27 protein-coding genes are annotated in these 24,954 nt (G+C 40.8%); 10 read left to right on the top strand and 17 right to left on the bottom strand.

The genetic code is table 11. The features are described from left to right. Positions 1–135 precede the first annotated feature (135 nt). Positions 136–582 carry a ferritin-like domain-containing protein gene (locus NST09_RS05320; RefSeq protein ID WP_007499129.1) on the top strand — a complete coding sequence of 149 codons (447 nt, stop codon included), beginning with the start codon at positions 136–138 and terminating at the stop codon, positions 580–582. A gap of 192 nt (positions 583–774) precedes the next feature. Here NST09_RS05320 and NST09_RS05315 read toward each other — a convergent pair whose 3' ends face one another. Genes NST09_RS05315 through NST09_RS05305 form a run of 3 tightly spaced genes read right to left on the bottom strand, consistent with a single transcriptional unit; the run spans position 775 to position 2,497 of the window. Next, positions 775–1,185, bottom strand: coding sequence for a DoxX family protein (locus NST09_RS05315; RefSeq protein ID WP_008348626.1), 411 nt, complete (start codon positions 1,183–1,185; stop codon positions 775–777). A 57-nt stretch (positions 1,186–1,242) separates the two neighbouring features. After that, complete coding sequence (locus tag NST09_RS05310) at positions 1,243–2,082, bottom strand: M56 family metallopeptidase (protein ID WP_025207106.1); 840 nt, start codon at positions 2,080–2,082, stop codon at positions 1,243–1,245. Beyond that, positions 2,075–2,497, bottom strand: a complete 423-nt coding sequence (locus NST09_RS05305; RefSeq protein ID WP_007499135.1) for a BlaI/MecI/CopY family transcriptional regulator — start codon at positions 2,495–2,497, stop codon at positions 2,075–2,077. The genes NST09_RS05310 and NST09_RS05305 overlap by 8 nt, the downstream gene beginning before the upstream one ends. Positions 2,498–2,771: 274 nt before the next feature. Here NST09_RS05305 and NST09_RS05300 point away from each other — a divergent pair, with 274 nt between their 5' ends. Then, positions 2,772–3,914, top strand: coding sequence for an AbrB family transcriptional regulator (locus NST09_RS05300; protein ID WP_019743342.1), 1,143 nt, complete (start codon positions 2,772–2,774; stop codon positions 3,912–3,914). A gap of 35 nt (positions 3,915–3,949) precedes the next feature. Here the strand turns inward: NST09_RS05300 and lepB are convergent, their stop codons facing one another. Beyond that, positions 3,950–4,462, bottom strand: a complete 513-nt coding sequence (gene lepB / locus NST09_RS05295) for a signal peptidase I (protein WP_007499139.1) — start codon at positions 4,460–4,462, stop codon at positions 3,950–3,952. After that, the gene (locus NST09_RS05290) at positions 4,462–5,079 is read right to left on the bottom strand and encodes a TVP38/TMEM64 family protein (RefSeq protein WP_017366969.1); all 618 of its coding nucleotides are present in this window, start codon (positions 5,077–5,079) and stop codon (positions 4,462–4,464) included. The genes lepB and NST09_RS05290 overlap by 1 nt, the downstream gene beginning before the upstream one ends. A gap of 159 nt (positions 5,080–5,238) precedes the next feature. On the opposite strand from NST09_RS05290, the gene NST09_RS05285 reads away from it, so the two are divergent. Together NST09_RS05285 and NST09_RS05280 are read left to right on the top strand one after the other, a co-directional pair. Continuing rightward, entirely contained in the window at positions 5,239–5,601 is a 363-nt protein-coding gene (locus NST09_RS05285; protein ID WP_017360224.1) for a hypothetical protein, read from the top strand. Between the two features lie 86 nt (positions 5,602–5,687). Next, a complete protein-coding gene (locus tag NST09_RS05280; protein WP_057079729.1) occupies positions 5,688–6,122 on the top strand; it encodes a hypothetical protein in 435 nt (144 codons plus the stop codon). A gap of 35 nt (positions 6,123–6,157) precedes the next feature. On the opposite strand, the gene NST09_RS05275 is transcribed toward NST09_RS05280, so the two are convergent. From NST09_RS05275 to NST09_RS05245, 7 genes are all read right to left on the bottom strand, one after another. Next, positions 6,158–7,114 (bottom strand): LCP family protein, encoded by a 957-nt coding sequence (locus NST09_RS05275; protein ID WP_007499147.1) that lies wholly within the window; start codon positions 7,112–7,114, stop codon positions 6,158–6,160. A 139-nt stretch (positions 7,115–7,253) separates the two neighbouring features. Next, a complete protein-coding gene (locus NST09_RS05270; RefSeq protein WP_342493414.1) occupies positions 7,254–8,198 on the bottom strand; it encodes a siderophore ABC transporter substrate-binding protein in 945 nt (314 codons plus the stop codon). Positions 8,199–8,220: 22 nt separating this feature from the next. After that, the gene (locus tag NST09_RS05265; protein WP_048002567.1) at positions 8,221–8,979 is read right to left on the bottom strand and encodes an ATP-binding cassette domain-containing protein; all 759 of its coding nucleotides are present in this window, start codon (positions 8,977–8,979) and stop codon (positions 8,221–8,223) included. Then, positions 8,970–9,920, bottom strand: a complete 951-nt coding sequence (locus NST09_RS05260) for an iron chelate uptake ABC transporter family permease subunit (protein ID WP_017366965.1) — start codon at positions 9,918–9,920, stop codon at positions 8,970–8,972. The genes NST09_RS05265 and NST09_RS05260 overlap by 10 nt, the downstream gene beginning before the upstream one ends. Further along, positions 9,913–10,863, bottom strand: a complete 951-nt coding sequence (locus NST09_RS05255) for an ABC transporter permease (RefSeq protein ID WP_017366964.1) — start codon at positions 10,861–10,863, stop codon at positions 9,913–9,915. Before NST09_RS05255 ends, NST09_RS05260 begins: the two co-directional genes overlap by 8 nt. A gap of 158 nt (positions 10,864–11,021) precedes the next feature. Then, positions 11,022–11,300, bottom strand: coding sequence for a barstar family protein (locus NST09_RS05250; RefSeq protein ID WP_249670297.1), 279 nt, complete (start codon positions 11,298–11,300; stop codon positions 11,022–11,024). A 62-nt stretch (positions 11,301–11,362) separates the two neighbouring features. Further along, complete coding sequence (locus tag NST09_RS05245) at positions 11,363–12,532, bottom strand: MFS transporter (RefSeq protein WP_342493413.1); 1,170 nt, start codon at positions 12,530–12,532, stop codon at positions 11,363–11,365. 143 nt (positions 12,533–12,675) lie between these two features. On the opposite strand from NST09_RS05245, the gene NST09_RS05240 reads away from it, so the two are divergent. Next, positions 12,676–14,115 carry a PLP-dependent aminotransferase family protein gene (locus NST09_RS05240; protein WP_181566834.1) on the top strand — a complete coding sequence of 480 codons (1,440 nt, stop codon included), beginning with the start codon at positions 12,676–12,678 and terminating at the stop codon, positions 14,113–14,115. 30 nt (positions 14,116–14,145) lie between these two features. On the opposite strand, the gene NST09_RS05235 is transcribed toward NST09_RS05240, so the two are convergent. From NST09_RS05235 to NST09_RS05225, 3 genes are all read right to left on the bottom strand, one after another. Next, positions 14,146–14,628 carry a hypothetical protein gene (locus NST09_RS05235; protein ID WP_046343108.1) on the bottom strand — a complete coding sequence of 161 codons (483 nt, stop codon included), beginning with the start codon at positions 14,626–14,628 and terminating at the stop codon, positions 14,146–14,148. Positions 14,629–14,929: 301 nt separating this feature from the next. Beyond that, positions 14,930–16,036 (bottom strand): alanine racemase, encoded by a 1,107-nt coding sequence (locus tag NST09_RS05230; protein ID WP_342493412.1) that lies wholly within the window; start codon positions 16,034–16,036, stop codon positions 14,930–14,932. Positions 16,037–16,178: 142 nt separating this feature from the next. After that, positions 16,179–16,757 (bottom strand): competence protein ComK, encoded by a 579-nt coding sequence (locus NST09_RS05225; RefSeq protein WP_017366958.1) that lies wholly within the window; start codon positions 16,755–16,757, stop codon positions 16,179–16,181. A 289-nt stretch (positions 16,758–17,046) separates the two neighbouring features. Between NST09_RS05225 and NST09_RS05220 the strand changes: the two genes are divergently transcribed. Further along, positions 17,047–17,283, top strand: a complete 237-nt coding sequence (locus tag NST09_RS05220; RefSeq protein WP_008348804.1) for an IDEAL domain-containing protein — start codon at positions 17,047–17,049, stop codon at positions 17,281–17,283. 58 nt (positions 17,284–17,341) lie between these two features. On the opposite strand, the gene NST09_RS05215 is transcribed toward NST09_RS05220, so the two are convergent. Next, a complete protein-coding gene (locus tag NST09_RS05215) occupies positions 17,342–18,202 on the bottom strand; it encodes an SDR family oxidoreductase (RefSeq protein WP_268362542.1) in 861 nt (286 codons plus the stop codon). Between the two features lie 142 nt (positions 18,203–18,344). Between NST09_RS05215 and NST09_RS05210 the strand changes: the two genes are divergently transcribed. The 4 genes from NST09_RS05210 to NST09_RS05195 all read left to right on the top strand — a co-directional run bounded on the left by NST09_RS05210 (position 18,345) and on the right by NST09_RS05195 (position 23,442). Continuing rightward, positions 18,345–19,877 (top strand): FAD-dependent oxidoreductase, encoded by a 1,533-nt coding sequence (locus NST09_RS05210; RefSeq protein ID WP_342493411.1) that lies wholly within the window; start codon positions 18,345–18,347, stop codon positions 19,875–19,877. Between the two features lie 91 nt (positions 19,878–19,968). Continuing rightward, entirely contained in the window at positions 19,969–21,264 is a 1,296-nt protein-coding gene (locus NST09_RS05205; RefSeq protein ID WP_035700157.1) for a globin-coupled sensor protein, read from the top strand. A gap of 61 nt (positions 21,265–21,325) precedes the next feature. Further along, positions 21,326–21,910 carry a histidine phosphatase family protein gene (locus tag NST09_RS05200; RefSeq protein ID WP_007497198.1) on the top strand — a complete coding sequence of 195 codons (585 nt, stop codon included), beginning with the start codon at positions 21,326–21,328 and terminating at the stop codon, positions 21,908–21,910. 386 nt (positions 21,911–22,296) lie between these two features. Next, a complete protein-coding gene (locus NST09_RS05195) occupies positions 22,297–23,442 on the top strand; it encodes a S8 family peptidase (protein ID WP_008348814.1) in 1,146 nt (381 codons plus the stop codon). A 46-nt stretch (positions 23,443–23,488) separates the two neighbouring features. Here NST09_RS05195 and NST09_RS05190 read toward each other — a convergent pair whose 3' ends face one another. After that, entirely contained in the window at positions 23,489–24,790 is a 1,302-nt protein-coding gene (locus NST09_RS05190) for a M48 family metallopeptidase (protein ID WP_342493410.1), read from the bottom strand. Positions 24,791–24,954: the final 164 nt, after the last annotated feature.

Raw genomic sequence — 24,954 nt, 5'->3', positions numbered from 1 at the left:
TCTAGCGAAAATAAAGGTAAATAGCTATTTTCCTATCACCTCCCCTTTCTCCTCCGATTGAAAAGAAGATAGGCACCTTTCCCGACTCTTTTCATATCATAAACCATCATGATCTAAAAGGAGGCTGGCAATATCATGTATTACGGTTATTATGACTACTCGCCATATGACATGCGCCAAAACACAAGGATCATTGCAGACCTTGAAAAGGCCATCAATGGCGAATATTCTGCGATCCAATGCTATGAAAAACTTGCACAAAAAGCAAAAAATCCTGAAGCGAAAAAAATCATTCAAGAAATACGTCAGGATGAAGTCAGACATTATCAGCTATTTACAAAGCTATACTATTCTTTGACTGGTAAAAACCACAAACCAAGCATAACAGAGCCTTGTCCAGACCAATTTAGGGAAGGTCTCTTATTTGCCTTTAAAGACGAACAAAAAACAGTCGATTTTTACTTAACGGTATCAGACTATGTCCGTGATCAAGGAACAAAGGAATTAATGAAGCGTATTGCTCAAGATGAACAGCAGCATGCTGTCTGGTTTCTATATCTTTTAACGCACCATGTTTCTTAGTTACCCCCTATTTTAATAGGAGATCGTATGTTCCGTCAAAAAATGAAATTGCTTTTTTGCTCATTCAATATGTGAAATAAAGGGCTGTCATCATCAAAACGCCTCTTCGCTTTTCCTTTTTTAATGATAAAACGACCTTTTGACCATAAAAAAACTCCTCTGCTACAAATCGCAGAAGGAGTTTTTTGTTATTTAATGAAATTTTGCTTCATTGCTTTGTTGCTGTTGTTTTAACAATCCATCAATCGATAGCATCTTGCTGCCACTAAGTGTCAAGTAAAGCGCCATGACCATTAAAGAAAGTTCAAATTCATAACCGCCTACAAATCCTCTTGCAAAACCAACTGTGATAATGGCTACAGCCATAATTGGTACAAATAAAGCTGCGAAAAGACGTGTGCCTAAACCTAGAATCAGGGCAATTCCACCAACCAGTTCAATTGTTTTGACAATATAGGCCATAAATTCAGGAACACCAATTTGACCAAAAAATGCAGCAGTGCCTCCTAGTCCACCTTGATATGCTTGAAGTCCATGTAAAAAGAAAATAATGCCTAAGATGACGCGTACAAAAAGTGTTCCTATTTCTTGATTTGTTTTCATATAGTGATTTCCTCCCATTTTTACACTACATCATGTAATGTTCATTCGTAAAAAAAATTAGTAATTTAAGTTGAGCATAATCATTAAGACCAACATGAGGATGGTTGATGTCACAATTGGGATAAGTGGTACATTGAACGGTATGTTGTATGTTGGGTTTAAGATTTTTTGGATTCTTAAATTCAATGCTCGATCTCCAAAGGACACGGCAAATTTCGTTTGTTTTTGAAACTGGGTTCTATTTTTAATGAGTTTCAAAAGGGCTTGCCCTACTCCTAGCTCAGTCCCTGTCTGTTGAATGGCATAGTCATCTGCAATGACCTCACGAAAAACGGAGTAACTTTGTCTCATATGCTTTAACACAGGAATGTACCAAATCACTTTTGTGAGCATAGAGAAAGCGAAAGTCTTTAAAGGATCGTAGCTGTATTTGTGATGTAATTCGTGATAGACAACAGCATCGATTTCCCCTTCATCCAGCATGTCTATAAGCGCTGTTGAGAGATACACTTTTGGCCGAAGCATCCCCATTGCGAAAGCAAGCGGTTCATGGCAATGAAACACAATGATCTCATTTCTATAATTGTCTGATAGACTTTGCGTTGAATGTTGATCGACTGCCATCATCATATTTCTTTTGAAATGAAGATACTTTCTGACCTGCTTCGTCATATAGAAAACGGCAAAACCAAGCGTATACAAGACGAACGCATCCAGAAAATACTTTAAAGGAGTGAATCCATAAAATTCGAGAACAGATTGACATACATGGATCAGGTTATATGCTTGATTCCAGCCAAAAAAGCTTGAGAGTACATAATAGCCCATCTGGTAAAAGATCACTAAGCCAATCAATATACCGCCTAAAAACAGCAGACTCGACTTCATTTTAATCATGTCGTTTCTCCTCTTTTTTGGATGCAAGCCTTGCTTCGAGTACCTTCAGTAATTCAGGATCAGCACTTTCAATTGCGTCCACCATATGATTGACTGCAAGGGGGCCGAAATCATCCATCAGTCCTTGAGTAATCCATTTCGTTTGCTCATTTAGAAATTCTTCTTTTGTTAAAACAGGGTTATAGATAGATGAACGCCCTTTTGTTTTCTTTTCCACAATTCCTTTTTCGGTTAATCGATTGAGTACCGTCATGACCGTGTTGAAATTAATTGGCTTCTCATCTGACAGCTTCTGCTGTACCTCTTTAATCGGCATATCCTCACCTTGATAAAGGATCTCCATAATCCTTCCTTCTAAAGGACCGAAAAAGCGGTTCAATCCCTTTTCATTATATTTAAAAGAAGGAATTTTCATGTCATCACCTCACACTAAGCATTGTAGTGTAATTGAAAATGATAGTCAACTGATAACAAAAATAGGGGAAAATCGTTGTATATTGTATTTGTTTTTGACAAAAATTATATGTCATTTATATCAAAAACAATTTTTTCTAACAGAGTTAACCATAAGATAATCTTATGAAAATACTAAAAAAATTCGTATTTTATTTATAGAGACTTTTGTATTATAGTGAAGATAACAACATTTCACTTACTGAACAAATATACAGGAAGAAGGTTTATACGTGATGAAGCAAGGAAACAGCCTTCGAACCGATCTCATTTTGATTGCGGTAAGCGGTTTAGGTGGATTCCTTTTATCTCTAACAGGGATGTCTATCGGCTGGATGATTGGCACATTAATGACAGCTGCATTTATTGCCCTGCGCCGTCCCGCCCTGTTTCAGCGTAAAGGAAAGAATACCTTACGTATTCACAGCAGATGGCTACTCCTTGGTCAATTCATTCTCGGAATCGAACTAGGACAAAAAATGAACATGAAAGTCCTTCACATTTTCGCTGAAAATTGGCTTCCCGTGAGTTTCATGCTCGTCTTTTCTATTTTATTAGCCATGCTCTCCGGGTTTGTCTTATGGAAGCTGAGTAAAACAGATATGCTGACTAGCTTTGTCGGCACTGCCCCCGGCGGTCTTTCCGCTATGCCGGGCATCGCCCAAGAGGTTGGAGCAAATACAGCTGTAGTGAGTCTCGTACAAACGATACGTGTGTTAATGGTCGTACTGACCATTCCATTTACGGTATTTTATTTAAATACAAAAAGCCAATCAGATGCGGTAGTCGCCCAAGGCAGCGCCTTCTCATCAGGCGTTTTCACAATATCAAACATATCTTGGACTGCTGCACTCATTTTAGGGGCATGGCTGATGTCACGCCTAGCCGTGCGTCTTCACTTTCCCGCCCCTTGGCTGATCGGCAGTATGTTAGGTGTAGCGGCTCTCCAAGTAGGGGCAGGCGCCTTGACAGGTCATGATTTGATTCCTTATTGGCCAGCCCAAGCGAACATTGCGTCACAGGTATTTCTAGGGGCAACCATCGGGTCAAAAATGAATAAACAAATGTTTGTCGGGTTAAAAAATACCTTGATTGTGGCCGTCGTCAGCTCAGCCGGATTGATTGCTGCGACCGTTCTCAGTTCAATTGCCATCGCAGAAATAACAGGTATTTCTGTCATTACAGCCATTCTTGCTTTTTCGCCTGGCGGTATTGCAGAAATGGCCACAACAGCTGTTACACTTCATGAGGATTCCACATTTGTTGTGGCTGTACAAGTCGTCAGAATTATTTTGGTCATCGCCATGCTGCCACCGTTTTTTCGTTTCTTACATCATGTCTGGGCAAAAAGACAGACTGATTATAAAACCGCTAAATAGAAAGAGCCGCTCTACTTATGCAGAGCAGCTCTTTTTTATTCATCATGATTCCTTTTTACACCGACTACTTGATCCTTTGAGATCGTTCCAAAATGCCGGCTGTCAAAGCTATGTATTCGATTATCTCCGATCACGAAGTAATGATTGTTTTGTATGTTCTGACGACCGGTGATGGCTTTCAGCTGAAAATCACCTGTTAGGACGTTGCCCATTTTATGTTTTTTCTGCTCTTTTAAATACGGCTCTTTCCACTTTACACCATCAACAAACAGTTGATCATCTTCATATTTGATTGTTTCTCCTGGAAGCCCAATGACCCGTTTGATCAAGATTTGATTTTTAGGGCCATGAAATAATACATAGTCAAACCGGCTAATTTTCGTGAGTTTTGGCGAGAACTTGTTAATTAATAATTCTGTTCCATCTGTAAATGTCGGGTCCATACTAACCCCTTCTACTTTGTACGTGACAAACATGAAATTCTTTACTTGGAACAACAAGACGATGCATGTAATAATCATGAACCATAGCAATGGCTTCTTTTTCATTAAGAGCCTCCTTTGTCCTCACGCTGACTCATCCGAATATTCAACCTATTTTCTACTCTCTTTCCAACATACCATAATAAAGCAATGACTAGAACCGCAAAAACACTTCTTAACGGATTCTTTACTAAAGCTGAAATGTCATAGCCGATAAAACTAATAATAAAGAGCATGACACACTTCCCTGATAAAGCAGCTAATGAGAACTGCCAGACGCTGATTCTTGATAGACCTGCTACGACATTAACTGCAGCAGACGGTGTAAAAGGAAAGCAGAGTAAAATAAACAACGGACCAAATCCCCGCTTTTCAACCCAAAGCATTAGCTTTTGAATAGAAGGGTGTCTGCTAATAAAGTTCAACATCCTCATCTGTCCAAATTTTCTGATCAGTAAAAAGACAAGGATAGACCCTGCACTTGCACCAATCCAGGTCAATAAAAAGCCTTCCCATAGCCCAAAAGCATTTGCATTGGCCACCGCAAATGCCACGAGAGGTAAAAACGGTAGAAATGCTTCTATTAAAGGGAGTAATATAGCCACAATGGGTCCAAAAGCCTTGTAGCTTTCAAAAAATGATGTGATATTTTCATGAGTAAATATAGAAAGAAATAATGGCAACTTGTTTGACTCCTTCAAGGTTTGTCTATCTTTCATTTTACATGGAAAACATAAAAATATACAAATGAATCCCTCTCAGCCCCCCCTTGAGATTTTTTAACTCATCCGATATAATAAATAAGAACAAATGTTCTATATATAAAGAAAGCAGGCATGGACATGACGAGATTATCAAGCGTACAACTTCAGATGATGGAACAAGCCATCTTTCTTCCAATGGTCATCTCCATCCTCAATCGTGATTTGACGTACCTTAAAAAACATCAAACATTCAAACTAAATGAACCATATATTCAGCTAGTCACCTCTTCATTAAAAGAAGCACAAAAAGCCCTTTATCAACTGAAACAACAGTTACGTAAAGAAAAAATGAACGTACAGCAAATTGAACACGATGAAGGATTTACGACATATTTATTTCTGATCAATGGCTATGAAGAAAAGCATAAATATTTTAATCCCCGTATACGTCATCGTGTAGAAGAAATGCTCACCCATTATTTTCTCCATTCAGGAAAATAATTTGGTTATATTTTACATTTATAGAAGGAACTCTTCACTTTTTGGCGAATTGATTATTATACCAAAAATTAGGAGGTTCCAAACTCATGTTCAAAAAAATAACAGCACTCACCTTAGCAGCAGGATTGCTTGTGCCAAGCACAGTGTCAGCATTAGAACCACTGCAAACAGGAAAACAAGGCCCAGCAGCATCTGCACAAATAACAAGTGTAGCCTATACAACGGTTTCTATCGTTGGAAAACGAGTGAAGTTTGAAGTGAAAGCACTCGAAAATCCTTTCAACATGAATTACTATAATCGAATTGCTTGGACGAGTACGGACGAAGAGCCAAGTGTATTCAATGACAATATTCTATCGGTCATTGTCGCTAAAAAAACCGGACAGTCTTATCAAGTCTTTTCATACGAAGCGCTCACTTCGGTAAAGGACAAGATTGAATCAGGTCAAAAGGTGTATGGCTGGGCGCTTGCTTTAAATGGTGTGTGGTACCCAACGATGCCTGCAACCCTCTATTATTAAAAAAAAGCCTGCCACAGCGGCAGGCTCTTTCTCCATTATGACAATTCGAGCTGTTTTCTCAGCTCTTGTCTCACTTCTTCTAATCCTGGTCCATCTAACTCAAAGTAATACACATTCCCAGGCTGGTAATCGTGCCCTTTCAACTGGATGGTATCCACTGATTTTAATGAGCTCAGTAAAGGGAATAGACCGATCAACTGTTTCATGGATAAATTGGTGGAGACGTTATCCCCAAGTGTATCAATGATGTTGTCATAAGACGGTATGGACGAAATGGATTTGGATTTTTCAAAGATGGCTTGAAGTGCTTCCATTTGGCGCTTTCCGCGCATGAGATCACTATCTGCCTTTCTCGTTCTCACAAACGCTAATGCTTCTTCACCACTGAGCGTATGCGTGCCTGTTTCCACATGAACTTTTCCTTTTGAATCCTTCTCCATTTGTTTTGCAATGCCTTCATCTTCAATCGTTACGTCAATTCCATTTAGCTCATCGACAATGTCTTGAAACGCCTTAAAGTTTCCTGCAATCACATAGTCTACCGGGATGTTTAACAAATTCTCTACCGTTTTGACTGATAAATCTGCACTCCCAAACGCATGGGCGTGAGCAATTTTATCATATCCTCTCCCCGGTATATCAACATAAGAATCACGAGGAATACTTAGGAGCTTGATCGTTTTGTCTGTTCGATTCACCGTCGCCAGTAAGACCGCATCACTTCTTGCTTCGTCTACCGTTTCACCTGGACGGCTGTCAATCCCTAAGAGCAGCACCGAAAAGCTATCCTTTCCTGGATCAAAAGCTTTCACACGCTTTTGCGAGGTCTCTCCTCTTTCTAAAGATACTTGCGCTTTATTCGACGCTTTTGAAATTTTATAGTATGCGTATCCTGTGACAGATACTGCCATGATCATGACAAATGCCATGATAAACAGCACGACTTTCACCCAAGGTCTTAGCCTTCTTTTTGATCTTGTTTTCTCCTTCATCCTTTCCGAACCCTCACTCTATCTTAGTCTCACAATGTAGGTTCCACTATAACATATTTTGACGAAAGTTTCCTGCATGCAACATATTTTTATGTATCCACAATAAAAAAGCTGCTCAAAATGAGCAGCTTATCATCCATTACTTTTGTTCAATTCCTTTTTTCACTTCATCAATCATCGCATTCAATGATTCAAGGCCGCCGCCCGCTAAATACCACATGTCAGAGTTTAAATACACCACATGATTGTTTTTAACCGCTTTGACTGATTTCACATAATCATTTTCAACAAGCTGTTTCGCAGACGTTTCTTCTCCAATTGCCGCGCCGCGATCCACGACAAATAAGTAATCTGGGTTCGTTTTGACCATATACTCATACGAAATGCTTTGTCCATGTTTATCAGATGGCTCTAGCTTTTGATCTGCTGGTGTGATGCCAAATACATCATGGATCAGACCATATCTTGACTTAGGACCAAATGCCGTCATTTTGCTGTCGTTCGCCATAATGACGAGACCATTTTTCTTTAACTTTTTGGCTTGTTTCTTTAATGCATCTACTTTTTGGTCAATGGCAGAAAGTTCTTTTTTGACTTTGTCTTCCTTATAAAAAATCTTCCCTAATGTTTCAGCATTCTTTTTAAATGATTCCATGTAGTTTGCGTTATCTACATCCATATAAATCGTCGGAGCAATTTTAGAAAATTCATCAAATGCATCTGCTTGACGATGCTGAATAATGATCAAATCAGGCTTGATTTCTGCAATTTTCTCAAAGTTTGGCTCTTTTAAGCCGCCGACATTCTCATATTTGTCACTTTCATATTTAGATAAATAGTGAGGAATCACTTGTTTTGGTAAGGCTGTCACGTTGACACCAAGCTTATCAAGTGTATCGAGACTTCCCATATCAAAGACGACGACTTTTTTCGGGTTTTTCTTGATTTTCACACCGTCTTTATTCAACATATCCTTTACTGTTACGGTTTCCTCATTCGTTCCCGCTGTTTTTCCTTGGTTACCACAGGCAGCAAGGACAGCAATCGCTGTTAATACTGTTATCATCCAAATCCATTTTTTCATGATTGATCACCTCTTCATTTTTTCAAGAAAAATATAAGCAAATACGCTCACCACGAATGACTTCGATCGGTATGCGCATGTCATAAATGTGTTCAAGTGCTTCTGTTTGAATCACTTCATCAACGCTTCCTTCTTTGATTACCTGACCCTCTTTTAAGGCGACGATGTGATCTGAATAGACAGATGCAAAGTTAATATCATGGAGAACAACAACAATCGTTTTTCCAAGATCTTTCACGAGCTGCTGAAACAGCTTCATCATTTCAACTGAATGGTTCATATCTAAATTATTTAAAGGCTCATCTAAGAAAATATAATCCGTATCCTGAGCCAGCACCATGGCAATAAAGGCTCTCTGCCTTTGTCCGCCGCTTAGTTCATCTAAATATTGATGCTGGATTTCGACGAGTCTCATGTATTGAAGCGACACATCAATCATGTTCTCATCTTCTTTTGTCAAGCGGCCTTGAGAGTAAGGAAAGCGGCCAAAGCTGACAAGCTCACGAACGGTCAGGCGCACACTCATGTGGTTCGACTGCTTCAAGATGCTCATTTTTTTCGCAAGATCCTGAGGAGAGTACGCTCGATAAGGTTTATCCTCTAAATAAGCTTCCCCAGTATCAGGTTGAATCAGGCGGCTCATGATGGACAAAAGCGTACTTTTGCCTGCGCCATTTGGACCAATGAGAGAGGTCAGCTGTCCTTTTTTTACACTGACAGTTGTTTCGTGAAGCACTGTTTTTCCGTTATATGTCTTACTGACTCCCTTCATCACGACCATGAACGACTCTCCTTTAAAAGTAAATAAATAAAATACAGTCCACCGACTAAATCAATTAGCACACTAAGCGGTGTTTGAAACGTAAATACCTTTTCCACAAGAAATTCCCCGCCTACAAGCGCAATGACACTAATGAAAAACGAGCCTAATAGCAAGTACGTGTGCCGATATGTACGAAACAGCTCTCTTGCCACATTCACAACGAGTAAGCCAAGAAACGTAATTGGGCCGACGAGGGCCGTCGCAATAGAAACAAGGACGGCAATGACGATCAGCATCTTTTTTGTGATCCTGTCATAGTCAATCCCGAGATTCACAGCCTGTTCCTTTCCTAACGACATGACATCTAATTTCGCGCGGAAGGTCCATATATAAAGACAAAGTGCCGCAAATAAAAGAGAAGCGAAGAGTAAAATATCTGTGTTCATGTGATTAAAGCTGGCAAAGGACTTGTCCTGTACGACTTGGTATTCATTCGGGTCAATGAGCATTTCCATAAAGGAAGAAAGACTTTTGAACAATGTTCCAAACACAATCCCGACAAGCAGGAGTAAGAAAATATGCTTGTTTTTGCGCTTGAACATGACCGTATAGAGCAGCACAGAAAACAGAATCATTAATCCAACGCAGAGAAAGAAATTCAGGTTCTTATTCGCGATCATCAAATTGGTCGATCCAAAAAGATAAATAATCGCCGTTTGCAAAAACAAGTAAAGCGCGTCTAACCCTAAAATGCTTGGCGTTAAGATTCGGTTGTTGGTCAATGTTTGAAATACAACAGAGGAAAAGGCAATCGCGCCTCCTGTCAAAGTCATGGCAAGCACCTTTTTTAAACGGCTCGGCACTGTGTACTCCCAGTACCCCATTTGAAAGGTGACGAAGATGACAACGAATACGGCTGCAATGGCTGCAATGAGAAATAATGTTCGTTTCTTATGCATAGCGCTTCCTCCTTAATAACATGTACAGGAAGATCGCACTTCCAATGATGCCGACCATAAGCCCGACAGATATTTCATATGGATAAATGATCACTCGTCCGAGCACGTCACATATGAGCACAAAAATGGCCCCTAATAAAGCCGTGTGAGGCAGGCTCTTTTTCAAGTGATCCCCTCGGTAGATCGATACAATATTCGGAATGATCAAGCCGAGGAATGGCAGCATGCCAACAGTCAAAATCGTTACAGAAGTAATCATCGAAACAATCACCAAACCAACTGCCATGACACGTTTATACGTTAAACCTAAATTGACGGCAAAGCTCTCACCCATACCAGCCACTGTAAAGCGGTCAGCATATAAATACGCGATGATCAATAGAGGAACACTCACATAGAGCAGTTCATAACGCCCCTGAACAATAAGAGAAAAATCCCCTTGCAGCCATGCGGATACGTTTTGGATCAAATCATATTTATAGGCTATAAACGTGGAAATTGAACTAACAATTCCGCCAAACATTAAGCCGACTAACGGTACGTAGATCGTATCGTTCACCTTAATATGGCGTAGAATTTTTAAGAATAATAGATTGCCAGCTAACGTAAATAAAAACGCAATCGCCATTTTCATCAGCGGGCTTGCCTGTGTAAAAACAAGCATAGCGGTTAAAATACCCAGCTTGGCCCAATCCATTGTTCCTGCAGTCGTTGGAGAGACAAATTTATTTCTCGTCATGCTTTGCATGATAAAACCGCATAAGCTCAGGCTCATGCCAGCAAGCACAATACTCATCAGCCGCGGGATGCGACTTGAAAATAAGGTGTTCATTTGTTCATCTGATAGATGAAACAACTGTAAAAGAGACAGGTCCTGTACTCCGACAAACAGCGACGCACATGCCAAACACACAAACAACAAACTTAATTGGTACAACTTCATACAGGGTTCACACTTTCTATCAAGCTCTCTGCCACAAATGATTATCATTATCAATTAACGGCAGTTCATATATTATCATATTTAGTGAAATATTCAATAGTAGAATGAGAAAGGGTGAAAACTGCATAAAAAAACAGCTTTTAGGATCAGCTGCTTTTTTACGCTTCAATATTCAATTGAAACTGCCCTTGCAGTTCCTCTTCAGCCTCTTGAAATAACTGCCGCAAATTCTCTGCATAACCACCAAGCTCGTCTTTGCAAACTTGATAATGAATCCACGTGAGCTCTACAGGCAAGCTCACTTCTCCTGTTAAACAGTCCCAAAGGGCATCAAGATTTTCCCCGTAATGATCAGGAAGTTGTAACACTGTTTTTAGTTGATCATGAAGCTCCTCTTGTGATCTGCACATCGCACCATTTAGCTGTACTTTTTTCATTTCCCTCCTCCTCTTCTGTCTTTATTTTAAACGAATTGGAGAGGAAAGAGAAAGAATCCATTTCACTTTTGCCTCTCTCTGAAACTTAAACTAAACAAGATCAGACAGGCAGCCAGCACGAGCATGAAAAAGAGCGTTAACACTGTCTGAGTACCGTACATATCAGCAAAGAGACCCACAAACACACTTGGTATGCCAAGACCTAGATACGCAAACAAGTAATATCCAGCAACGGCTCTAGCCGCTTCCTTCTTCCCTTTCTCAACAATCAGCTGGAGACCGCCTAAGTAAGTAAATCCATAGCAAGCTGTGCCCGCTAAAAGAGTTCCAGCAAGGACAAGGAATATGGACCCGCTATTAGCACCGAATAACAGCAGGCCATATCCACATGGAAGACAAATAAAACCGATACGAAGCGCTGCACTGCTATTCATCTTTCGGACAAAAGGCTGCATCAGAACACCTGCCATATTAATAAAAAACAGTGCCGGGCCTACCCACAATTCATAGCCATTTAATTTAAGCTGTGCTGGCAAAATCGAAATGACAAGACCGCACACAGACCATGCGATAGCAATGGCTATGTTCGCTGGCATTGTTCCTTTTGGAAACCTCGGCATGTTCATGAGCGGTTTACTTGCATCCCCTTGTACAGGCGGCACCAAAAAGAATACAGCAACAATCGTCAACATGATCAAGACCAACACAATCCAATAGCTAAGAGGCGTCAGTGACACTTGCTCAAAAGAAAGAATCGCTGTAAAAAGAGCACCTCCTCCAAATCCAATTGAACTGCATAATGCGATAAACGTTGGGATCCAGCCCGATTTCTCTGGATATAAAGCAATCAAGTAGGCAGTACATGTGCCAACACTTAACCCAAGTCCCACTCCTTGCAGCAGCCGGGCTACAAAGAGCATTTTGATGGTCGGATGCACGATCATGAGCAGGGTGGCACATAATGAAAAGCAAAGTGCGATCAATAAAATCGGTTTTCGTCCAGCCCGGTCAGACATGCCGCCAAGTAACAGTAATACTGGAATCAGTCCGAAAACATACGCAGCAAACACAAGGGCTGTTGACGCCTTTCCGTATCCTGCCTGCTCTGCATATTCCGTATAAAGAGGGACTTGCAGGTTCACTGCTGTTGTAATCATAAAAAGGCTAAATAAAACGAACACAAACGGAATCATGGATAGCTGTGCTGTTTCTTCTTTTGATGCAGGAATCATGGGACTCTCTCCTCTGTGTAAATGATATGAACCAGTGTACACATCATTTGGATTTCTTCCCACATCCAAAAATGAAGCTATTGACCAGTCCATAATTCCATGTCATCATCAATGATGACATGACAAAGGAAAGAAGGTGCACTGTGTACATTCATTTAGACCGTTCCAGCTCTACCCCGCTCTGGCAGCAAATCGTCAATGGCATCATTCAAAAAATTCATACAAACACACTGAATCCTGATGATCAGTTGACTCCGACAAGAGTATTAGCACAAGAGCTCAACGTATCTCGATCCACCGTACAGCTTGCCTATGATGAACTGCTAGCAAGAGGCTATGTCAGCACCTCTAGAAGAGGCGGGACAAAGGTCATTTCAAGTAATCACTATGCTGCTTCTCCCCCACATCAAAACGAACCGCCTTTTGCACTTCCGACAAGACCTCACTTTGACGAGGCTGAAAAACAAATGGATCACTGGCTCTCGGCCAATCAATTTCATGACACACTTGAGATTGATTTCCGCCATCAAGAACCAGCCATCGACGACCATTTTCAAAACATATGGAAACGCTCGCTTCTAAAAGCATTACAGCGTTTAAATATGAAAGATTGGGGCTATTCTTCTCCGCATGGATTATGGGAAGTGCGTTCAGAAATTCGCCAATACTTATCGGTTGAACGCGGCATTGATATAGAAGAAGACCAAATGGTGTTAACAGGGGGAACACAACAAGCCATTGACTTGATTTCACAAGTCATGCTCAAAAAAGGAGATACAGTCGCTGTTGAAGATCCTGGTTTTCCTGGAGCTAGGTTATCCTTTTTACATCGCGAAATGACTATTTATCCCGCACCAGTCGATGAAGAAGGAATGATGGTGAATACATTGCCAGAACGTACAAAGCTGATCGCTGTAACGCCCTCTCATCAGCGGCCAACCGGTGTCTGTATGAGCGTCAATAGAAGACGGGAGCTGCTGCAGTTTGCTGCGAAGGCTCAATCTTACATATTAGAAGATGATTTTGATGGGGATTATCGTTATCATGGCGGACCGCTTCCTTCTTTATTTTCAGAAGCACCCGATCATGTGATCTATATTGTCAGTTTTTCCAAGGTGCTTGCACCAGGCATCCGCCTTGCTGCCATCATCGGCTCCAAAGCAGTCATCAAAGAAATCGCTGCACTGCAATCACTTATTCAAAGACAGCTGCCGATCATGGAGCAAATCACTCTGGCCTCTTTTTTCAGAGAAGGCGAGTTTACGCGATATGTCAGGCGGATGAGACAGATGTATAAAAAACGGCAGGCAGCGATGATGGATGCTCTTTTGACACATCACTTTGACAAACACTTCCGTTTATATGGAACCGATACAGGCCTTCACGTCTTTTTGGAAGGAACATCAGACTTTGATGAACAAGGTACGATTGAGGCCGCAAAAGCGGCAGGTGTCGGCATTTATCCATTAAGCCCCTATTGTTATGAAAGCAAAAGGAAAGGGTTGCTGCTTGGTTTTGCCTGTACGGATGAAGCCATGATTCAAGAAGGTGTACGCCGATTAAAGCAAACACTGCACATCTAAAAAAGCCTGGAAGTCTCTCTTCCAGGCTTTTCATTGTGATTGCTGAACGTTTCCTACTTCTTCAATGAAAGAGGCTGTCTCTTGCAATCCATCTTGAAAATATTGAGTGGCTGACATAAACAGCTTTTCTTGATCAGGACGCTTCAACAGCTGCTCTACCTTGCTCATTCCTTTTTCAAATGAAGCAAGACCTGTCTTTAATTGTTTGTCTGCCTTTTGATACACAGCTGGCACTTCTTGATGAGTAAGCCCTTTTTGAATGACACGGTCGAATGCTTTCGTTGCTTTTGTCAATTTTTCATTGACTTGAATTTTTCCATGTCCATCCGAAATAAATTGATCGGTCATGTTTTCATATGCTTCATTTAACTCATCCATATAACGCTGAACCCATTGTTCATACGCAGCTTCTTTTGTGTTTTGTTTTGAAGGCGGCTGACCTGCTTGATTGCAGGCCGTGAGTAGTGTCACTGTCACGGTAAATAGCAGCATCAAATGCCATCGTTTTTTCATACACGGCCCCCATTTCTCTTTCCCATTTGTTCATATCGGTCAAATATGATCAACTTTTACCTCATACGAACACCTTGCAAGAAATGACTTATTTTTATTGTAACAGACCGCATGTATCACTTCTGTGATTTATGCGGAAATGAATGAAAATCCTTCTAATGGTTCACATTTCCCTGCCATTTCATGATGATACAGTCAATAGACGACGAGAAAGGCACATTTGGTTTCAATCTAATTCATCTTCGCCATTTTTTCTCCAATAAAAAAGACCCCTTTCGGCGCCTTTTATGATCCTACCAATTTATTGCAGCTTTCCTTTACAAGCAATCTCCAGCTCTTCTACCACTTCGCCATCTTGAATGAGGTATGCTTTTTCATGAAGATTCACAGCAGGACAGATGTGATTCGGAATAATTTGCACCTTCTCACCGATCTGTACACTTTGACGAAAGCCTTCATGATAGATAATGGCATGCTCGTCAAATACGCTTGAAACAAATACATCATCATATTCTTTCACTTTGCCTAAGCCCTCTGTTTTGGTCAGCCCTTTTGTACGTGTTTGTGCCGTCAGCCCCTTGGCCCCTACATCTGTAATCACCCGGCGCTCTGTCGGTTTACTAATGACCGTTGTCAGCACAGATGCTGCACAATGTGAATATGTGCCGATTACATTGGACTGGGAAGCATCCATCAAGATGTATGTGCCTGGCCGTATTTCTGTGACTCCTTTTGGAATATCAAATTGAAATAAAAATGGCGGTGTTGATCCAATACTGACGACCTCTAGCGGCATACCAGCTTCTTCTGCAATGTGCGCAAAACGGAGCGTTCGATTTACAGCCTCATTGTATAATGTCTGGCAATGTGCTTTACTTTCGGCTTGATACGTATGACCATCATGAGAAAAAATCCCCTTTAAATGAACGGCATCACTTGTTTGAATCGCCTCTAATATGTGGCAGAAATGACGTTCTTCAATGACACCAGACCTTCCCTCTCCAACCTCTATCTCAATTAAAACCTCCGCTTTTTTCTCTGATTCACGAAAGACTTGCTCAATCTGCTTCACATGCTCAACACAATCTATACCGAATGAAATCTGTATCGACTCTGCCAGTTTACGAATCCGCTTGAGTTTAGTCTCACCTACAATTTGATTGGCGATAAAAATATCCTTGAGCCCATGGGCTGCCATTACTTCAGCCTCTCCTACTTTCGCTACCGTAATGCCAGATGCACCTTTCTCTTCCTGCAGCTTGGCAAGTGCAGGCGTTTTATGCGTTTTCGTATGAGGGCGTAATTTGACATGCTGACGGTCTGCGTATTGCTGCATCGCCGCTACATTCTCCATCATCACCCTTTTATCAATGAGTAGTGCCGGCGTATCCAGTTCTTCATACATCATCCCCATGACCCCTTTCATTATATAAAAAATTATACATTATAGATAAATTATATATTTTTTTATACGATAATCAATGTTTTTTTCTGCAAAAAAGTGATGGCAATGGGTAAGCAGTCCAGCGGCTTCTGCCGCTGGTCTCTCACTAATAACGATTACGAAGTTCTCTTAAGATAAAATCATACACAAGGTTGAGCTGCTGTTCCTTTGGATACAGCATAAATTCTTGTTTCTTAGGAAGACCTCCATCAAGTCGATCTTGAAATTTCGTTCGGAGATACGCTGTTCGGTGTACCTGACTCTCAAATGACTTATATGAGACATCTAGTTTGACCGATTGCTCATTTGTAAAAGTAACAACCGTGTCTCCGAGGGATGATTCCTGAAAGATATGAATGTATTTGTGGGAGATCCATCCGCATTGAGGGCGGTTGGATGAATAGGTTGGGAAGAAATACAGATGATTGGATGAGTCAATCACGATGGGAGGCTTATGAGATATTCCTGTTACTTCGTATGTTCCCGCTTTTCTGCCTGCATAGCTTGAGCCAAAGAACCTGCAACTGCGTTCTATTATTTGCAGCGGCTTTAATTCAACGTAAAAGCTTGTCTCTCTTTCGATCACTTTTGAATATACTCGTTTTCCTTCTTCAACCGGAAGGACCGCCATTGTTGTTTGATTAATGACGTATGAATCTAATGGTGTTTCACTAATTCCTGACACTTCATTTCCTCCTGTGTTAATTTTTGGTTATTTTAGATACTATTAATCTATCACCAACGTATAAGAAACGACAGGATTTTTTCAATATTTATTTAAAATTATCTTTTTATCATATTTTTTAGTACATTCGATCTATCTAAAAGCCATTTTTAAAGATATATCGCATCTTGTCGACTGGACAAGGGGTGTCGATATGGCTCAAAAATAAATTGTCTAAAAATTATAAATTCTTGTTGATTTTTTCTCCGCCAATCCATATACTATAAAAAAGGCATCGGGGGGATTCTTTATGAAAGAGAAAAAAACGTATGCTGAGCTCATGAAGTCCCGCAACACCCAAAAAACCGAAGAGAATGGCGTTACTATTTTAGACATTTATATTCAAATGGTTTTAGATGAGGCGCTTTATAAACAGCGCTTAACCTTCCTTAGAGAAGAGATTGACAAGGCGCTAGATCAGCGTGATGAAAAGCGTTTTAATGACCTGTCAGCTCAATATGCAGAACATTGCTTACATCAATCATGATGATTTTACTTGCGGCAGAGAGACAGAAACTTGTCTCTTTACCGCAAGTTTTTTGTTTTTATCCATTTAATATGGTTCCGCCATTCACATGAATCATTTGTCCATTCATATAAGAAGAGTCTTCGCTCGCTAAAAATAAATAACTCGGCGCTAACTCTACTGGCTCACCAGGCCGCTCCATTGGGACATCTCCACCAAATTCAGACACTTCCTTTTCCGTAAATGTGGATGGAATCAGCGGTGTCCAAATCGGTCCAGGCGCTACCCCATTTACCCGAATCCCTTGTTTGATAAGAGATAGAGATAATGATCTTGTAAACGTTACAACCGCCCCTTTTGTCGATGAATAATCAATTAAGGTTTCATGACCTTTATAAGCAGTGACCGATGCTGTATTAATAATACTGCTTCCTTTCTTTAAATGAGGGAGCACCGCTTTTGTTAAATAGAACATGGCAAATATATTCGTTTGAAATGTCCGAAGAAGCTGGTGAGAGGTAATCTGTTCAATGCTTTTTTGCGGATGCTGTTCACCTGCGTTGTTGACCAAAATATCAATCGAACCGAAAGCATCTTTTGTTTGTTTGACGACCTCGTTTGAAAAAGCTTCATCCCCTAGGTCACCTGCTATTAAGATGACGCGGCCTCCCATCTTTTCAATATAGTCCTTCGTTTCTTCCGCATCACGATGTTCATTCAAATAAACAATCGCTACATTGGCTCCTTCTTTCGCAAATAAGACAGATACTGCTCGTCCAATCCCGCTGTCTCCACCTGTGACAATCGCCGTTTTCCCTGTCAGCTTTTTGCCTTGCACCTCTCGATCAAAGATAGGTCTAGGGTTCATTTTATATTCAAGTCCTGGACGTTCGTTCTGATGCTGAGGCGGTAACGTTTTCTTTGGCTGCTTTGTTGACACGTCAGTCCACTCCTTCCTTTTTATCTCGTTTATTTTTATGTGTTGCTCATTTTTTTATGTATTTCGCTCTTGTTTTCACTAAAATGTATGATTTTCAGCATCGTGGAAAAATTATACACAACAAGTGACTGGAGGCGACAACATGGAACAAGAACATAAAGGATCGGAGCAAGCAAAGTCGTTATGGCTAGCTGATAGTGAGAAGCCCTCTTTTCCTACTGTTAGCGAAGATCTTACAGCAGATGTCATCATTGTAGGTGCCGGTATTACCGGTATCGCTACTGCATTTGAAATGACAGAACGCGGACTGGATGTCATCATCATAGATGCTGATCAAGTATTGCAAGGAACCACTGGACATACGACAGCGAAAATTACCTCCCAGCATGATGTGTACTATCATGAGTTGATTCAGCATATTGGTATGCCGAAAGCCCGTTTATATGTAGAAGCAAATGAAAAAGCAAAGGAACTCATCCAAGCACGTGTGAAAGAGTATGACATTGATTGTCATCTTGAGGTAAAAGATGCTTACCTTTATACAACAGAAGAAAACGGCGTCAAAAAGTTAAAGAAGGAATTAGATGCGTACAAACAGCTCGGTATCGATCGCGAATGGAAAACAGCGCTCCCGTTTGATGCTGGCATCAAGGCATCCCTCGCCATGACGCAGCAGGCACAATTTCATCCTCTTCATTATCTTCATGCACTGATCGATCAGCTCATTGACCGAGGCGTGCGCATATTTGAACAGACAACGGCAGTCGATGTAAAAGAAGGAAAACACCCTGCTGTCGTCACAAAAAGTGGCCATCATCTGATGGGGCGCTCTATCATTTCATGCTCACACTTTCCTTTTTACGATGGCAAAGGACTGTATTTCACGCGAATCCATCCTGAGCAATCTTATGTCGTCGCAGCCAAAACAAAAAAACCGCTTCCTGACGGCATGTACTTAGGAATTGATCAGCCTGCCCATTCATTAAGAACGGCGAAATTCCATGGAGAAGATGTCGTGCTCATCGGTGGACAAGGCCATAAAACCGGACAAGGCGGAGATGAATCCGCACACTATGAAGCACTAGAAAGGTTTGGTGAAGCCACCCTTGGTATAACGGAAGTCCTTTACCGCTGGTCCACGCATGATATGGTCACAATGGATCAAATCCCTTACATTGGCCGCCTGACATCACATCATTCGAATATTTTTGTGGCAACAGGCTTTAGAAAATGGGGCATGACCACAAGCCACGTAGCAGCGACACTGATCGGAGATTTGATCGAAGGAAAATCGAATCCTTACGAATCCCTCTTTACTCCATCAAGACTCGTGTCAGACGCATTCGTAAAAGACTTTATCAAAGAAAACACCAATGTTGCAGCGAAGCTGATCAGTGGTAAATTAAAGCGAGCTGATCAAACAATTGATGATTTAAAACCGGGGGAAGGCGGGATTGTGTCTTATGAGCATAAAAAATGTGGCGCTTTTAAGTCAGAGGACGGAGATATCTTTCTTGTCGATACAACCTGTACTCACTTAGGCTGTGAAGTCGCGTGGAATAATAGTGACCGCACGTGGGACTGTCCTTGTCACGGGTCTCGTTTCTCCATTACGGGAGAAGTAGTAGAAGGTCCGGCGAAAAAACCACTAAAAAGGTCATATAAAGAACAGTAAAATTTCACTGTTTTCCCTTTAAAAAATCCAATATTATCCGATAAAAAACATAAAGTCTGATATTTTTGATGATCATGGGGGGACAAACACATTGTTATTTAAAAAAGAGAGTAAAAAGAAAAACACTGCTTTTTTCACACAGCAGGATGATGGGATAAAACGAATCAATTTTCCGGAGAATACGGACATTGCCAAACAAATTAAAATGATTGATTTGACGCAGCAAGACCTTTTTATCTTGAAACAGCTGAATCCAATCGTTCAAGATGAAATTGAACATATCGTCGATAAATTTTATAAAAACCTAGAAGTCGAGTCTTCCTTGATGCACATCATTCAAGATAACAGCTCAGTCGAGCGTCTAAAGAAAACACTACGCATTCATATTAGTGAAATGTTTGCTGGTGTGATTGACGAATCTTATGTGGCCAAAAGAATTAAAATTGCACAAGTTCATTTAAGAATTGGACTTCAACCTAAATGGTATATGGCAGCCTTCCAAGACCTATTGCTATCCATTATGGATTTATTTGCCCAGCATATCCAAGATTTCAAAGAATATCAGACGGCAGTGAAAGCGACGACGAAAATTTTAAATCTAGAGCAGCAGCTTGTCCTAGATACGTTCCAAAATGAATACTCTAAAGTTCGTGATGAAGCAGAACTACAGCAAAAAGAGCTTCATACAAAAATTACAGAAACATCTAATTCACTTGCTTCTCTCTTCTCAAACACAACAAATGCAGTGGACAAACTTGTATCAAAATCTGATGAGATGGCGGATATGTCACAGGCTGGCACAAAGATTTCAGCACAAGTTGAAGAGAAATCAATTGGCGGTAAAAAAGAGTTAGAAATTCAGCAGACGCAAATGAACCAAATTGACGGCAGTATGACAAAGATTGAAACAGAAATTAAACGCTTAGAAGAAATTGCGAAACAAATTGAACAAATTTTTGGGATTGTCACAGGTATTGCGGAGCAAACGAATTTACTATCTTTAAACGCTTCAATCGAATCAGCTCGAGCAGGTGAACATGGCAAAGGCTTTGCTGTCGTTGCAAACGAGGTTCGCAAATTATCAGAGGATACAAAGAAAACGGTTTCAACTGTATCTGAGCTCGTCAACAACACAAATTCACAAATCTCCATTGTGTCACAGCATATTGCTGATGTGAATTTACTTGTGACAGACAGTAAAGAAAAAATGACCCAAATCAACTCGCTATTCGATGATATCGTCAGCAGCATGAACTTAAGCAAAAACCAAAACGGAAAAATTGAAATAGATTTGCAAACATTCCTAAACGAATTGAAAGAAGTCAAACAAACAGTGTCCCAAGTGGCAAGTTCGGTCGAGTCCTTAACGAGTCTGACAAATCACTGATCCAGTCATTCTTCTTCTGTTTTAGTATAATAGAAGAAAAGATAGAAAAGGCGGGATTTGATTGACAGCAATTTGCCTAGTCAGACACGGAGAAACCGATTGGAATGCAGCAAAACGAATTCAAGGACGAACAGATATCCCTTTAAATGACACTGGTAAATGGCAAGCGGAACAAACCGGTCTTTACTTAAAAGATGCCCACTGGGATGTTGTCATTTCCAGCCCGCTATCAAGGGCAAAAGAAACAGCTCATTTGATTTTACAGCATGTACATGCACCGCTCGTGATCATGGACGATTTTATTGAACGTGACTATGGCGACGCTGAAGGCATGTCATTTGAGGAACGTCAGAAACTGTTTCCAAATAAACAGTATCCAAATATGGAACCACTATCGGCACTTCAAGATCGAATGCTAGAAGGTATCGAAAAAGTGAGAGCAACCTACCCAGATCAACGGGTACTAATCGTAGCACACGGTGCTGCCATCCATGCCTTACTCACCTCACTAGCTGACGAACAGATGGGTATTAAGGATACAAGACTTGAGAATGCCTGCTTAAATTATGTGGAATGGACAGATGGTGAATGGAAGGTGAACGATTACAACGTGGTCAGCCATTTAACACAATCTGCCCCTTCTTAAAGAACCTGTTTTCATAACAGGTTCTTTTTCATGTCAAAAATAATGATAAAATAATATTTTTTTATATCGAAATTCGAAATAGATGATAGCCTTTTCTACCTATTTTATGGCATTTCGGGTATCGAATGTTTATCCTCAAATGGATCATGAGAAAAAAAGCACGATTCCTTTTTAATAGAAAACCGTTGGAAATACAGAATAAACATATTTTACCATCATTTCCAAGCGACTTAATTCCCTATTTTTCGCTAGGACTTCCACAAAAATTCGGGTCTACTCTTATTTGCCTATCTCTATTAAACTGAAAATACAGAATAATCAAACGGATCATTCTAATAGACTACGGATGATTATTCTGAAATAAGAAAAAGGGATGTGGAATGTGCGTGAAAAAGAAAAATGTGATGACAAGTGTTTTATTGGCTGTCCCTCTTCTGTTTTCAGCAGGGTTTGGAGGCTCGATGGCAAATGCCGAGACTGCCTCAAAGTCAGAAAGTGAAAAAAGCTATATCGTTGGCTTTAAAGCTTCTGCCACCACAAACAGCTCTAAGAAACAAGCAGTTACACAAAATGGTGGGAAATTAGAAAAACAATACCGCCTCATTAATGCTGCACAAGTGAAGATGTCTGAACAAGCCGCAAAAAAACTTGAACACGACCCTAGCATTGCTTATGTAGAAGAAGACCACAAAGCAGAAGCATATGCACAAACCGTCCCTTATGGTATCCCTCAAATCAAAGCTCCAGCCGTACACGCTCAAGGTTATAAAGGTGCTAACGTCAAAGTAGCTGTCCTTGATACTGGAATCCACGCCGCACACCCTGACTTAAATGTTGCAGGCGGTGCTAGCTTCGTCCCTTCAGAGCCAAATGCCACACAAGACTTTCAATCACACGGAACTCACGTAGCCGGAACCATTGCTGCCCTTGATAACACGATTGGTGTTCTTGGGGTTGCGCCAAGCGCCTCCTTGTATGCCGTTAAAGTGTTAGATCGTTACGGCGATGGACAATACAGCTGGATTATCAGTGGTATTGAATGGGCTGTTGCCAATAACATGGATGTCATCAATATGAGCTTAGGCGGACCAAACGGCTCCACAGCGCTTAAAAATGCTGTAGACACAGCGAATAATCGCGGAGTAGTTGTCGTTGCCGCAGCAGGGAATTCAGGTTCAACTGGCTCTACTAGCACCGTTGGCTATCCTGCAAAATACGACTCTACGATTGCTGTTGCCAACGTGAACAGCAACAATGTCAGAAACTCATCCTCTAGCGCAGGTCCTGAATTAGATGTTTCTGCACCTGGTACATCGATTTTAAGTACAGTACCAAGCAGTGGATATACATCTTATACGGGAACATCGATGGCATCTCCTCATGTAGCAGGAGCAGCAGCGCTTATCCTTTCTAAGTATCCGAATCTATCGACTTCTCAGGTTCGTCAGCGCTTAGAAAATACGGCAACACCGCTTGGTAATTCGTTCTATTACGGAAAAGGATTGATTAACGTTCAAGCAGCTTCTAACTAAAATAAGTGTGACAAAAAAATCCGGCTAACTGAGCCGGATTTTTTATTTATTGCTTTTTCGATGTTTCCTCTTTTTTCGATGTTTCCTCTTTTTTCGCCGCTTTTTCCATATCGATGATTCTCTCCATCATCGTCGGGTGTCCATAGCGGAATATTTTCACTAAAAGTGGCGGATTGACTTGGGAAAGCCCTGATTTTGCAAGCTTTTGAAATGATGTTACCCCCGCCTCTCCATCTTTCGTCAAGTTCACGGCGTATTCATCAGCTGCACGTTCTTGATGCCTTGACACAGCATTTGTAAAAGGAGAAGCAGCAAATGACAGCATAGATACAATGATCAAAAGAAGCGGAAGAGCAGCAACGTCATATGGTGCCTTCAGACGAAATGGAGAAGCGCCTTTTTGGTAAAGGGAAAAATAAAGACGATCAATGGCAAAAAATCCAACCAGAGACAACACTAAATATCCTGCTAAACCAATATATACATGCTTCATCACGTAATGTCCCATCTCATGCGCCATGATAAATAAGATTTCACGGTCTTTCAGCTTTTGAAGTGTCGTATCCCACAAAACAATACGCTTATTTTCACCAATTCCTGTGACGTAAGCATTCATCGTGTTTGTTTTCTCTGACATGTTGACTTCATATACATGATCTGCTGGAATGTGCGCTTTCTCTGCAAGAGTTAATATCTTTTTCTCAAGCGCTTGATCCTTCAATGGGTAAAAATCATTGTAGAGTGGATCAATAACGACCGGCTGTATAAAGAAGAGAAATAGTGTAACTGGAACGGTTAAACACCAAGCATACAGCCACCAATATTTCCTTTTCTTTTGAATGAGCCAAAAGAACACAATCGCGCATAGAACAAGCAGTGGATATTGAATCCAAAAATCAAGCGTTTGGTCTTTTAGCCAACTTGCCGTGCTTTGTGCTGAAACACCGTAGTGCAAGGACAACTGGTAGCTCACCCACTTGACCGGCAATGTGATCAGCATCGTCAAAAGTGACAGCACAAACACATACACAAGTTTGCTCAAAAGATGAAAACGAGCTGCTGCCAAGCTCCAATCTGCTAATTTCCTTGAAAACCCTGAAATGAGCAAAAGGAAAAAGACATACCAATCTAAAGGAATTGTCATAAAGTACAACAGGTTACGAATGTTCGAGTAACTTCCACTAATCACAAGCTCATGGCTTGTCATAAATGTATGCGGGTCTGCACTTGTCCCTTTCACACTGTCAGGGACAGATGAATCCCCCATTAGAAATAAGTAAGAATAAATAAAAAGACCGTACAATATGTATGCTACCGTTGCAAGAGCTACCCATTTGCGTACTCGCACTGGTCAGCCTCCTTTCCATTTCTCTCTCTATTGTAATCACGCACGTTTTTGTTTAGAACCTGTCTCATGTGGCTCCATCATAGCATGCCCTATCTGAAAAAGCTTGAGTGAAAAAAATGATTATGCTGTTCAAAAATCGGAGAAACTAACCATAAAAAAGTGAG

Source organism: Bacillus sp. FSL W7-1346, assembly GCF_038593335.1.
GTDB lineage: Bacteria > Bacillota > Bacilli > Bacillales > Bacillaceae > Bacillus > Bacillus altitudinis.
The sequence above is the reverse complement of the archived record's forward strand: the minus strand, read 5'-3'. Positions and strand labels throughout refer to the sequence as shown.